The 12,960-nt window shown below is 70.8% G+C and carries 9 protein-coding genes; all 9 read right to left on the bottom strand.

The window, feature by feature from the left end:
• Positions 1-368: 368 nt before the first annotated feature.
• Genes QQM72_RS28155 through QQM72_RS28195 form a run of 9 tightly spaced genes read right to left on the bottom strand, consistent with a single transcriptional unit; the run spans position 369 to position 12,332 of the window.
• Positions 369-3,002: an ATP/GTP-binding protein gene (locus tag QQM72_RS28155; RefSeq protein WP_314223644.1), complete on the bottom strand. Its 2,634-nt coding sequence runs from the start codon at positions 3,000-3,002 to the stop codon at positions 369-371.
• Positions 2,978-3,616 carry a hypothetical protein gene (locus QQM72_RS28160; protein ID WP_314223645.1) on the bottom strand — a complete coding sequence of 213 codons (639 nt, stop codon included), beginning with the start codon at positions 3,614-3,616 and terminating at the stop codon, positions 2,978-2,980. The genes QQM72_RS28155 and QQM72_RS28160 overlap by 25 nt, the downstream gene beginning before the upstream one ends.
• Positions 3,613-4,764 carry a C40 family peptidase gene (locus QQM72_RS28165; protein ID WP_314223646.1) on the bottom strand — a complete coding sequence of 384 codons (1,152 nt, stop codon included), beginning with the start codon at positions 4,762-4,764 and terminating at the stop codon, positions 3,613-3,615. The genes QQM72_RS28160 and QQM72_RS28165 overlap by 4 nt, the downstream gene beginning before the upstream one ends.
• Positions 4,761-7,487 (bottom strand): hypothetical protein, encoded by a 2,727-nt coding sequence (locus QQM72_RS28170; protein ID WP_314223647.1) that lies wholly within the window; start codon positions 7,485-7,487, stop codon positions 4,761-4,763. The genes QQM72_RS28165 and QQM72_RS28170 overlap by 4 nt, the downstream gene beginning before the upstream one ends.
• 1 nt (position 7,488) lies before the next feature.
• Positions 7,489-7,842, bottom strand: a complete 354-nt coding sequence (locus tag QQM72_RS28175; protein ID WP_314223648.1) for a hypothetical protein — start codon at positions 7,840-7,842, stop codon at positions 7,489-7,491.
• Positions 7,842-10,532 (bottom strand): ATP-binding protein, encoded by a 2,691-nt coding sequence (locus QQM72_RS28180; protein ID WP_314223649.1) that lies wholly within the window; start codon positions 10,530-10,532, stop codon positions 7,842-7,844. The genes QQM72_RS28175 and QQM72_RS28180 overlap by 1 nt, the downstream gene beginning before the upstream one ends.
• The gene (locus tag QQM72_RS28185) at positions 10,529-11,110 is read right to left on the bottom strand and encodes a hypothetical protein (protein WP_314223650.1); all 582 of its coding nucleotides are present in this window, start codon (positions 11,108-11,110) and stop codon (positions 10,529-10,531) included. Before QQM72_RS28185 ends, QQM72_RS28180 begins: the two co-directional genes overlap by 4 nt.
• Complete coding sequence (locus QQM72_RS28190; RefSeq protein WP_314223651.1) at positions 11,107-11,448, bottom strand: hypothetical protein; 342 nt, start codon at positions 11,446-11,448, stop codon at positions 11,107-11,109. Before QQM72_RS28190 ends, QQM72_RS28185 begins: the two co-directional genes overlap by 4 nt.
• The gene (locus QQM72_RS28195; RefSeq protein ID WP_314223652.1) at positions 11,445-12,332 is read right to left on the bottom strand and encodes a conjugal transfer protein; all 888 of its coding nucleotides are present in this window, start codon (positions 12,330-12,332) and stop codon (positions 11,445-11,447) included. Before QQM72_RS28195 ends, QQM72_RS28190 begins: the two co-directional genes overlap by 4 nt.
• Positions 12,333-12,960: the final 628 nt, after the last annotated feature.

The following is a 12,960-nucleotide window of genomic DNA, read 5'->3' on the forward strand; positions in this document are numbered from 1 at the left end:
AGAACGGGATCTCGCTCCGCCGGTTCTAGCTGCGGTCGGCCTCGGCGAAGGGGGTTCCCCAGGCTCCCTGCTGCTGTCGACCTGAGGCCACACAGTGATCACGTCACCGTCGAGGGTGACGCGCCGGTCGGGGAAGCGGGAGCGCACTGTGTTCAGGTCCGGGAGATCGAAGTCACCGATCCCCTGGATGGCGTAGGCGTCCCCGAAGCGCGCAGGGTCGCCCAACATCCTTGTTTCGTCGAGCGTTTCTCGTTGCAGCCGGGCTATGCAGGTGTAAACTATATGTTCGCTTGAGTAAATCGCAAGGCTTATGGGATCGGCAGGGCGGGGAGTGAACCCGCCGGCTTCCGGTCCTTCGGCTGCGGTGCTCAGTGCCATTCGTTTTCCTCTTTTGACAGGGGGACAGCGGCGGCGCTGGCAGGAGCGCACGCGGCGAGGAAGGCGGCGACCCGGCCGAGCTGCTTCGCGGCGCGGTCGGTGAGCTGGTCCAGAGGGAGCGCCTGGGCGTTCGCCTGCGCGGCCCGCTCTAGCGCGGGGACTTGATTCGGTCGAGCCTGGGCGGCGAAGACATCGTCGAGATGAGGGCCGCGCAATTGGACAGGCCCGACGCGGCGGCCGCGCACGTTCAGGGAGACGTAGTGCTCGAAGCGCTCCATGGTGGCGACACGGTCCGGGCTCGGGATGTCGCCCCACTCGGCGGTGACCGGCGCGATCGCGGACTTCGACCCGGCGGTCGTGGCCAGCGTGGACGCGTTCTGCACCAAGGACAGCCGCACCGGGGTGGGCAGGCGGGAGAGCAGCTGGGTCATGCCGTGGACGTGGCACCGGTACTTGCGGAGATCCTCGAACATCGCGGCGATGGTCTCCGGGGCCGCGCCGGTCAGGGTGATCAGCTCGTCGAAATACGGGCGGAACGGCACCCGCTTCTCCTCGGGCATGTCACGCCTGGAGCGCGCGGCCCGCAACAGATCGCGGGCGAGCAGCGCGGTCAGCAACCGGTCGGTGGGCCCGTTGCCGCCCGGGCATACCCACACGATCATCTTCGAGTCCATCGCCGCCCGGATGTTGTAGACGCCGGCCGGCTGGCCGAGGAAGGCGCGGGTGACCGGGTTGGCGGCGAGACGGGCGATCGGGTTGAGGACCACGGCGAACGCGTCGGGCGGCAGGGCCGGAAACACCACGTTCCACCACGAGCGGGTCTCCTCATTCAGCCGGCCCGCCACCGCGGCGAGCGCGGCCGTGCGGAACCCCGCGTCGGTAAGCAGGGCCCGTACATGGAAGATCGTGGCCTGGTCCTCCGGCCGGCTGGCCTGGCAGGCCGCCTCATTCACCGCGACCAGGACAGCGAGCGCGGAGGTGAGGATGGTGAGCGCGCGTGGAGCGGTCGCGTCGTCCCAGCCCAGAGCGGAGGCATAGGCGTCGGCGATTGCCTCGACGACCTCGTACGCCGTCTGTCCGTGGTGCATGCCGAGCGGATTCCACGAACTCACGCGCGGGTTGGGGCCGAGACCGTTGAGGTCGACCAGTGCGATCCGCGGCATCAGGTGACCGTGAGCGAGGAACGTGGTGGCCCGCGGCCACGAGTCACGGTGAGGGTCGACGAAGACCAGCCCTCCGCCCGCGTGCGCCCAGCCGATCGCCTGCGCCAGGGCCCGCTCGGTCTTGCCACCACCCGCCTTGCCCACCCCGACCTCGAACAAAGTCTCCTCTGCGTATGTCGCGACCAACCGTTCCCGGCCGTCCGGCCCCCGGTAGATGCCCTGTAGCAGCAACTCGGGCTTGCCGAAGGCGAAGGTCGGCAGGTCCCCGGCGAGTACCGGCAGGCGGCAGTTGACGGTCGGCGGCTTGAGCAGGCCGCACAACTCCTCCAGACGGACCCAGTTCGCTCGCGGAGGCTGGCAGTGCCCCAGATTCCAGCGGCGCTCGAAACCACCCCTGGTGGGCCAATGGTCCGCACCGACCCGCCACGGTCCCAGCCTCCAGCCGCGCATGGCCCACCGGGAGCGGCCGCCGAACACATCGAACGCGGCCTGGAGCTGGGCGAGCCTTGCCTGCGCGCGACCCTCTGTGTTCGAGGCGCACATCACGAGCAGTTGGACCCTCACCAGGTGGTCATCGTCGGCGAGCTTGCCCAGCGCCTCGGCCGGATCCACTCTGCGGGGCACCGGCGGCATCACCAGCCGCCGCCCGGAACCTGAGCCGGGTTTGTCACCGAGGAGTTGCTGCAACTGCCCGGCCCAGGAGTCCTCGATGCCGCTGGCGTCCTGCCGCAGCCAGCGCGCGGCCCGCTGTGCCTCCCGGCGCTCGGACCGGCGCGCGGCGCTCATCAGCTGCAGGCGGCGCGCCCTCAGGGCCCACTTCGGAGCGCGCTGGATGTCGAGCCGTATCTCGGCGAGATCGCCGAGCTCCGCCCGAAGGTCGGACACAGCATCGACGAGTGGCTGGAGCGGGTCGGGGTTGAGCGGCACCTCCCGCAGCGGAGCGATGAGCTTGCCGCGCAGGATGAACTCGGCCCGCACGGTGTGCGTCCGTGGCTTGTCGACGATCGGCCGGGTCCGCTTGACGGTGATGTCCGGTCCGAACGGAGTGATCGAAAGCAGCCGTTCACCGCCCGCCGGGCCCTCGACGCGGTAGCGCAGCGGTGCACTGCCGTCCGCGCGCAGTCGGATCTGCACGGTCTTCGCCCGGCGCGGCGCCCACCAGGGCATGGCCGTGGATGCCCGGGCCAGCTGGACACCGCGCCGGAAAATTTCCTCCAGGCTCGGGTCGAAATGCCGGTTCGGGACGAGCTCCAAGGCCATCCGCTCAGCCGATGCCCGCGCCGCGAGCCGACGCACGAGCGTCCCGCCCACGCTCCAGCACACGGCGATAGCCAAGGCGAGCAGATACCAGTGGTCGTAGATCCAGCCGACGGCGTCGATGAGGGCGCTGAGCAGCCCGACTGCCTGACCGGCAGCTGTCTCGTTGGCCCGGCCTGTCAGGTACGGGGCTGCGGAGTCCACGTCGCTGTTCCCTTCTTGCTCGTGCGGGTGAAGAACCAGTCGGTGATGCGGAGGTCGGTGAAGGTGCCGCCGCGGTCCATGCCGGCCCACACCAGATGGACCACTGCCTTGTCCGGGCTGCCGTCGCGGCGGGCGATCGCGGCTTGGATGCGGAAACGGGCGGTGGCGAACGCCGGGGCCACCGCCTGGCCCGAGTCGGGAAAGGCAGTGGGCCACTTCGCGCGGCCGACTCCGGTGGCGTCTGCGCGCAGGAGCGCGCGGCCGGCGGTGAGCAACTCCCGCTCGTCATCGGCGGGAAGGTCAGCGGGCCAGGCGTCTTCCAGGTTCTGCTGGACAGCCCGGTCGCCGGCGACGCCCTCGCCGTGCGGCGGCAGAGCGGACTCGAGGACCGGTGGTGTCGATGCGGTGTGCGTCATGGAGGGAGCCGTGCTGGTGGCCGGCTTGCTGGCAGGAGGCACAGCGGCCGCAGACGACGGGTCCGTAGTCGCGTGCGAGGCCGTTGCCACGGCAGGGGGCTCCTGGCCGTTCGGCACGCCCAGCAAGGTGATGCCGGCGACGGCGAGCATGACGGTGCTCAGCATCAGCAGACGCGGTGAGCGCGGGGTGGTGGTCACAGCAGCCGTGCTCCCCCCGCGTAGCCGGACATCGTGTTGACGGCGTCCAGGCGCACCACGGCGCCCGGGCGGGGGGCGTTGATCATCTGTCCGCTGCCCAGGTAGATCCCGACGTGGTAGATGGTGGAATCGCGGCCGGGCGCAGTGGCGAAGAAAACCAGGTCACCGGGCTTGAGCGCGAGTGTGCCGAGGCTGGCCGGGATCCGCTTGCCGGCACCGGCCTGGGAGGCCGCGACGCGCGGCAGGCTGATCCCGGCCCTCGCGTAGGCGTACTGGGTCAGCCCGGAGCAGTCGAAACCCTTGATCGCCGCGCCGCTCTTGCCGCTCGGTGAGCAGCAGATGCCGTACGACTTGCCGCTCTCGTTGCCGCCGCCCCAGGAGTACGGGACACCGCGCTGGGAGAGCGCGGCCCCGATGACGGTGCGGACCTTGCCCGTGACGTTCTTCAGGTCCGGGTCCGTGGCGGCCGCCGTGTACTGGTCGATCCACCCGAGCACGTTGGTCACGTATGCGTCCGAGTGGTTGTACTGCAGGATCGCGGCCCGGAGCTGGCCGCGCTTGGCCAGGTCACGCCCATTGCCGCACAGGTATACGGCGGCGCTGAGGGCGGCGTCGTCGGCGTTGTGGGGATCTGCAGTCTTGTCCCCGTTGCCGTCCTCACCGATCGACTCCCAGGTGGAGGGCAGGAACTGAAACGGCCCGACCGCACGCTCCCCGGTCGCGGTGCCGTCCCAGCGCCCGTTGTCGGTGTCAGGGAAGACTGTGGTGTTCCCGCCGGTGCCGGAGCCGTTGAGGAGGACCCCGTAGATCTTCGGACGGATGTCGCCACTGGCGGCGACGTTGCGGCTGATTGCGTGGTTCGACTCGACCTTGGCGATCCCGGCCAGGATCGGCCAGCGCATGCCCTGGCACTTGGGCGCGTAGGCCCCGACCTGCTGGACGGCCTTCTTGTAGGCGGTCAGCATCCGGGGAGGGATGTCCGCGGCGCTGCCGCCGTCGGCGATCCCGCCGTCGTCCTGGGCCCCTGTCTTCAGCGCGACGTACGCGCTGATCGCGCTTCCGACCGGTGCGGCACAGCACACGGCGGCGAACATCAGCAACGCCACCAGGCAGCCCCACCGCCGGATGCGGCGTCCAGGCCGGGTCATTCGTCTTCACCGTTCTCGTTCCGCCGCTGGGCCCGCTCCTGGCGCACGCGTTCGGCCTCGGGGGCGGTCCGCCGCATGAGTTCCTGCATCCGCTCCTGTGCCTCCTCGCGCGCCCGGCTGCGTGCTCTCCCCACCCCGGGAAGAACCGGCCCGCCAAGATCGGGGCGAGGCCGCGGCGCAGGGTCGTCCCGCTGCGGGCGCGGGTCCGGGGGCGGAGCTGACGTGGGACCGTCCGTAGACGGCGTGCGCCGCCGTACAGGGGCGGGGGCCGGAGGGGCCGCAGCAGGCCGCGGTCGGGGGGTGGCGGCCGGTGTGGCTACGGTCGGCAGGCGGCGGCCGGTGAAGGGACCCGGTCCGTCGGCGTCGCTGTTCTCCCGCAGGACCTGGCCCACCTGACGCCCGGTCTCTGCCCAGACCCGGCCGTCCTCGCGGACGGTGTTGCCCCACACCCGCACCTGCTGGCGGGCGTCCTGTGAGTAGCGCGAGCCACCCGACCGCGTCCGGTGGACGCCTGCCGGCAAGCCGACAGTCGCCCCGTACGCCGCCCGGCCTCCGCGGTTGAGGATGCGGTATCCGCGAAAGCGGACCAGCCGGTTGTGGGCCCGCGTCGACAGCAGTGTCCGGTCGCTGTTCTGGTCGTGCAGCACCTGGCCCGTGTTGCGGTCGACGACCTGCCCATGCTCGTTGCGGTACCGGTCGGGCGGGCCGGAAGGCCGACGCGGTCGTATGCCGCCTGGGCCACCGTCCCCGCCGTCCAACGGCCCGTCCGCGCCCGGGTCGCCGTCGGCGGTGGGCTTGCGCCACTTGGCCAACTGCTCTCTGTCCGGGCTGCGGCCGATGAGTAGCCAGTGTGCGCCCTTTGCGCCGAGTCGTGCGCCCAGCCCGCCCACGGCCGAGGCTGCGGTCAGTGGGGCCAGCCCCCGCCTGGCTTCGGCCGTTGCCTCGGCGAGGATTCCGCCGGTGTCTGCTGGCATGCCTGTGCCGTCGAGCAACGAGGTGAGCGCGCCCGTGAGCCGTTGGCGGGTGCCGAGCATTCCGTACCGGCCGCCCACGCCGCCGGCAAACATGCGTAGTCCGCTGCCGTATCCGCCCGTTGCGGCGGGGGAGTGCATGGCGAGGGCGGCGCCGAGCTCGGAGGTGTCGCCGGGCAGGTGGGTGCCGCCGACCTTGGCGTAGCGCATACGCAGGGCCATGCGCCGGCCGAAGGAGGTGATGCCGCTCAGCAGGCGGCGGTGCCCGGCCGCGCCGGCGATGGCGAGGACGTCGATGAGCAGGATCCGCTCCACCATCAGGTCCGGCCCATCGGTGATGGTCGCGTCGATGGCGATGCCGAAGAAGGGGATGAACGCGCAGATCCCGACCACGGCCAGGACTGCGATGCCCCACAGGGACAGCCACTTCCACACCGACTGGCGGGCAGGCCCGGGAAGCATGCCGGCGATGAAGGTGACGCCGCCGACGGCCGCCGCGGCCGCGCAGATTCCCTGGGTGCCGAGCAGCACGATCGCTGAGGAGAGCAGCATGCCGCAGATGAACAGTGCGGCGATCAGCAGCAGCCCAGCGCCGCCGACCCGCCACCAGGTGGGCTTCTCGGCGTAGGCGGCGCAGGACTTGCCGACCTCGCCGGCCCGTTTCATGTCCGCGAGGAAGGCGTCGAATTCGCGGTCTTCGTCGGTGACGAGCGCGTTGGTGGTGTCCAGCAGCTCACCGCCGGGAGTCAGCGCCGGAAGCCCGTCGCCACTGCTGTCAGCGTTCGTGACGCCCTCGATGTAGCCCCGCTCGCAGTACTGCTTGGCCGGGCCGTGAATCTTGCTGCACGCCTTCTTGCCCTTGTCGGTGACCTTGGCGCTGCCTACCTTGTATCCGCCGGTGATCCATTTCAGGTGGACGGCGTAGGCCTTGCGGTCGGCGGGCTTGGCCGGGTCGAGGATGCGTCCGTACTGCAGGAGCATGTACGGCTTGACGATCAAGGCGTTGGTGACGCTGTCCTGGATAGGACGGGCCACTTCGGTTGAGGAGACCGGTCCTTCGCCTTCCCGTTCCTCGCACTTGATCTCGGCGTTGCCGGCCATGCCCGCGCAGGGGTCGTAGCTGGCGAGTTTCCCGCCCCAGTCGTAGGAGTTGACGGATCGCTGGGCGACCTCGGCGGCCACCTGCTGGGACTGTCCCAGCGGTCCGTGCTGCGAGAGCAGGGTGTCGGGGCGGATGAGAGCCGAGGCGGCGAACGCCCCGATGAGCAGGGTGAGGAAAATTTCGCCCAGACCACGCCCGACCCGCCCGCGCACAATCATGAACCCGGCGAAGACGAACGCCCACGCGAGCAGCAGACCCTTCAGCCCGAGGGCGTCGACGACCACGTTGTCGTAGGTGTCGGCGACCTTCTGCGCCGGGCGGGTGAGGATCTTCAGCAGCGGGAAACGAAAGGCGACCTCGATCGCCCACCCCGCCAGACCGACCAGCAGCCGGATCAGGGTGAACAGCCCGGACAGAGCGAAGGCCAGGGCCTGCGTCCTAAAGGCGACGATGGAACCGCCTGAAGCGTTCAGGTCGTACCCGTCGATCGGCACACCCTCGGACGAGTAGATGTTCAAAGGGGCGAGCAGGTCACCGGTCTCACTGCTGGCGGCCGCGTACACGACCTGGCTGTTCACCATGACGAACACACCAGTGAGCAGCACGACGCAGCCGGCGGAACGCACGGTCGCGCGATCTGGACGGAACACGTCAGCGCCACCTTTGCCCAGCGGTGTGCCGCAGCCGCCACACCACCAGGGCAGCCACACCCGCACCGGCGGGCACCAGCCGCCACGCGGCAGCGGCCATGTCCTGCTGGTCGGCGGCGGTGGTGGTGGCGCCGCGCTCGCAGTACCGCTTGGCCGGGCCCACGATCGAGGCACAGTGATCGTGGTGCGCGGGGCTGGTGTCGGAGGCGAACGCCTGCCCGGTGTGCGGCCACCACCCCTGCGGCACGCCCACCCCGAGGACGAGCACCAGTGCGGCGACGACGACGGCGATCACGGTGAAGACGCTCACGGTGGCGGCGACGCGCCGCGAGCGGTCCCACGACAAAGTGGTCATCAGACGCTTTCCTTCGGACGAGTCTGTGCGGTCTCCCCGGCAAGCGGTTCCGGCACGGAGAGGGAGACACCGCTCGTGCGGCGTCCCGGCGTGGTGGTGATGGACGTGGTGATGCGCTGGATGCGGGGGATGGAGACCTTGATGCGGCCGGTGTTCTGCCGCGGGCAGGTCAGCAGAAACTCGCCCTCCCGGCCCTTCTGACCGACGGGGGACAGACCGGTGGTCACCAGCCGCAACAGTTCGCCGTCGTTCGGGTCGAGGCCGACGAACTCCAGGCCGCGACGTGCGCGTTCACGGTCGGCGGTGCGGGCGAGTGCGCGGTAGGCCATCAGCCCGCGGTCGGGGCCGAGTTCCTCGGCGTCGTGCGAGCCCGCCAATAGACCGGCGCCGTGCTTACGGCCGTCGTGGAGGATCTCGTGGACGAGGGCGGTGCCCTCGGCGGACGAGGTGAGCCAATACAGCTCGTCCAGCACAACCGCGGTGAACCTCTCGGGATCCTCGAAAGCCGTCTGCCGGGCGATCGCGGCAATCAGGTAGAGCACCGCCCGGCCGATCAGCGCCTCCAGCGGCTGCTGGTGCAGGATCTCGGGGTTGGCGAATGCGGCCTTCGGGGGCAGCTTCAGACCCGTGGTGGTGATCACGATCATGTCGGAGGCGCTTGAGGCGTCCAGCCGCACCGGCGGCAGCGTCGGGTCGAACACCATGCGGGCCAGGGAGTTGGTGGCGACGACCCGGATGAGGCCGGCGAGGGTGGCAGCAGCGTCCTGCCGCTTGCCCGCCTCGCGTGTGGCCATCTCCTCGAGGACCTCAAGGACGCGGTGCATGGACGGGGCGTCGCTGAGGGCGGCCTGCTCGACAGCGTGGTGGAGGACCTCGCCGTTGGTACTCATCGGGCCGATGCCGAGCTGCAGGGTGAGGTAGGACAGGGCGTAGTGGCGGCCCTCCGGCCCGTCGAACATGCGCAGCGGGTCGATGGACACCTCGGCCTGGGCGGCGTCGATGATCTGTACACGTCCCTTGGCGGCGGTGCGGGCGAAGGTCGCCCACTCGCGGACAGGGGTGCGGTCGATGCAGATCGCGCACCCGCCGCGCGCCCACACCGCCTCAGCGATCAGCTTCTGCAGGACGCTCTTGCCCGCGCCCAGATCCCCGACGATGCCCATGGAGGCGGAGGCGTCGACCTTGGGCGCATCCGCCACGTTGATCATGACGGGTCGGGTGGTACCGCAGTCCAGATCGATGCCGAGGAACATGCCGTTGGGGTCGCCGACCTCCGCAGCAGTGAAGGCCCCGCCCAGCGCCCAGTCTTCGGAGACTTGGTGCTGGGTGAACTCCCGCACCACACCAGGCCGCACGGTGCCGGGCAGCCCTAGAGTGAACAGGGCCTCCTGCAGGCCAGCCGGGCGCACAGCCCGGTAGTCGGCGCCCCCCAGCAGCGCGACCAGGGCACGCGCCCGGGCGTCACACACGGCGCCAGTCGGCCCCCACACCGTCAGCACCGTGACGGACTGCACCTCGACCTCCACGCTGGTGCGGGAGAGACGGGCATCCAGCTCGCCCAAGTCGCGGGCGGCCTCGCTCAGGGACGCGGGCATCCCGGTCGGGCGGGCGTCGTACTGGTCGGCCTGGTCGATGAGCTCGTTCTTCTTGCGCCGCACCTGGTCGCGCGCCTTCTCCGCAGGCACGAGCGTCAGGTCGACGGTGTAGTCGACGGGAAAGTCGAGCATCTCAAGCTGGGCGAACAGGTCGGCGGCATCCTGGCTGACCGCGGGCGGGCACTCGGCCAGCGCCAACTGCGCCTGGTAGCCGACTCCGTTGTCGGATTCGACTTGCAGCCAGCGCCGCCCGAGCGGCGAGCCGGTGTTCACTCGCCACCAGGCCTTGCGGCCCGACCGGGTGATCCGGCCCACGCTCTTGAGCTCGTCGACGCCGTCGAGTTCCGGGTCGATGCCTCCTTCCTGCAAGCGGACCTGGCCGAGGTCGGCGTAGCTGGGGGAGCGCAGCACCCCGTCTCTGAGCTGCCCGCCGTACATCTCGCTGGTCTCGGCTTCCGCCAGCAGCGGCTCGGCAAGGCCGCGGTGCAGGGTGTGTTGGATCATCCACACGATCTCCGCTGGGCGGGCCGGGCGGAAGGCGATGCCGCCGGCGAGCGCGGCCTCCACCCGTGAGGCCTGCTCGCGATACGCGCTCACCTCGCGCCGGGCCACCGGCGCCGGCCGTATGCCCAGCATCGGGGCGACCTCGGCCCACGCCGCGCCCAGGGACGTCGACACCTGCAGTCCGCCGGTCTCGGTCTGCAGGGGCACGGCCAGCCACAGGGTGCGGTGGTGCATCTCCTGGTCGTCGAGCAGGTCGAGGGCGGCCTCGACGTTCTCTACCCACGGGTGCCGGCCTGCACCGGGTGCCGGCTCGGCCGGTTCGATGCCCTCGATCATGCGCAGGGCGATCTCGCCCGGGTCGACCTGGGCGCACATGCCGTACAGGCGCGGGGCCCCGGACAGCGAGCGCACCAAGTGGGTGATCTTTGCGAGTTGTTCGTCGCGGACGGGGGCGGGCACGTAGGTGCCCTGGACGGTCTCCTCGCGCTGGCCGTGAGCGTCCGGGCCGGGGTGCAGGCGGTAGACGGCCCACACGCTGCCCTGCATCGACCACACCAGGTGCCCAGCGATGTGACGGATCGGAACCCTCACCGCGCACCCTCTTGCTGGGCGAGCGCCAGCAGCTGCTGTACGCCCGACACCGGCCCCGCTGCCGGTGCGGAAGCAGCCGACTGTGTGCGGCAGGGTGAGGACGCGCGGCCTGCGGCCGGGCTCGAGTACGGCGCCCGGGCTTGACGCCGCTGCACCGCACGAGCAGGTGCGGCCTGCGCAGCGGGGCCGGGCGAGGGCGCGCCCTCGATGGTGAAGCCGCCGAGCAGTGGGCGGGCAGTGCGGTCGCGGGCGGCCCGCCCGCCGATCCGCCCACCGTGGGGCTGCCAGCCGAGCAGCAGCCAGCCCAACGCGGCCTGCATCGGGGCCCGGCCCCGGACCTTCGGCCGGCGCACCATCCAGATGACCAGGAACCACCCGACGATGGGGACCGGCCCCATCCACGACCACCAGCTGATCGTCTTGACCAGAAGGAAGCCGCCGCCGACGGCGACCGAGATCTGCGCGGGCGTGTAGGGGCCGAGCGGGATCTTCCAGTCCGCGACCTTGCCCAGTACCCAGGGGTGGCGGCGGGCTGAGGTGTAGAAGCGGCCCACCCGTGCCGCGGCGGCCGCGCTCACAGCCAGCCTCCGACGCCCGGCGAGTGGTCACGAGAGGCCGGGAGTTCGGACCGGACGACCCCAGGAACGATGGGCGCACCCTTGGACGGGTTCTTCACCTCGTCGGTGAACATGTTCGCCAGGTCGTTGCGCGAGTTGTACAGACCGAGCGCGATCACCATCAGGAGCAGGGCGCCGATCCCCGCCTTCAGAGAAAACTTTTGGATCATGATGACGACGACCAGGCAGATCAGACCGGCCTGCAGACCCTTCGTCGCCCACTCCTCGAACATGGTGATCCACGAGTTGCCAAGGTCGTCCAGCTGCCCGGCGAGCATCAGGCTGTGCACGGCGTTCATCGGGCACCTCCGGCCTGGGCAGACCCGGACCGAAGCGCGGCGACTTCCCACCGGCCAGAGCGGGCCTTAAGCGTGAGCTCGTACGCCAGCGGCCACCGGCCGGTCGCGTCACGAGCTTCCACCGAGGCGAGCACCCGAACCGTCATGCCGTCCGCCGGCACCGGCTCGGCGGCCGCGGCCTCCTCGACGGAAGACACCTCCCGGACGGCGACCGCCGAGTACGGGGCGGGGGAGACGGCGGTGAGGTGCACGCCGGGCGCGAGGTAGCGGTCGACCTCACCAGCTCCCGTCAGGTAGGCGGCGAGGAACTGCCCGACGGTGGACGACAGATCACCCTCCGGGACGCTCGCGCCGTACGACGACTTCGGCGCCTCGACCCGGGCCGGGCCGGCCACCACGCCGGGCGCACCGGTCACCGTGAATGAGGAGCCCGTGCTGTCGGAGGCCACCGGCACGGCGTAGTACCGCACCGACCCGTTGGCGTATTGCGCAGCCACCGTCACCGACCACGCGCTGGCGCCGCGCTGCGCACTGCGCACCGCAGTCACGGAGCCCGGCGCCGACTGCGCATCGGCGGCCGGGTCGGGCAGCTCGACGTCCGGCGCCATCGAGTGCGCAAGCTGCGCCTGCGCACTCGTCTCGTCGTTCGCGCTGCTGCGCAGCCAGGCGCCGACAAACACCTGCGCATAGCCGCCCGGGTCGGCGACGGATGTTGCGGTGCGCACGGCGGTGGGCTTGGCCGCGGGGCCGGCCGCGACCGTGGTCGAGGCGGAGGCGACGGCGACGCACAGTGCGATGGGGCCGGCCGCGATGACGGTCCACACCGCCACGCGTGAGAGGCGTACACGGCGGCGCATCGCCTCCAGCCGGGTGCCAGCCGCCATCGGAGCAGCGGCCTCACTCTGTGAGGCCTGCTTGCCAGGGGACATGGTCAAACTCCCAGGTCAGAAAGGATGTTGCTGACCTTGAGAAAACCCGTCGACCCCGACCCGACCACCGACCATGAACCCCCGACCATGGTCACGATGGGGACACGAAGTCCATGGTCGGGGTCATGGTCGGCCCGACCATGACCCCGACCATGGGTCTGCCCGCGATCTGGCGGCAGGCCACCGCGTCCGGCGCACATTGCCCGGACCGGCGACCGCCGCGCGATCACATGCCACCCATCCACAGGGGTGAAATCCGATGCGCAGACGGAAGCCGGCCGAGCCGTGACCGCCGCCTGCGCAGTGGGTGAGACGGAGCTGCGCAAAGAGATCAGGAAGTCCGGGCGGACTGCGCAGCCGCTGCAGCACAACTCGACTGCGCAGGATCCCCGGCCGGTTGCGCAGCCCGATTGCGCAACGCCGCTCCGGGGCTGCGCAGTCGGCTGCGCAATCACTGAGCGCCCGGGCTGAAGGCGCATGGTCGGTCCGACCATGAGCCCGACCATGGCAGCTAGACGGCTCCGTTGCCGGATCGTGACCGATGGTCGGGGTTCGTGGCCGTCAGCATGGTCGGGGCCGGCCG

The organism is Streptomyces zaehneri (genome assembly GCF_032248645.1).
Taxonomy (GTDB): Bacteria; Actinomycetota; Actinomycetes; order Streptomycetales; family Streptomycetaceae; genus Streptomyces; species Streptomyces coriariae.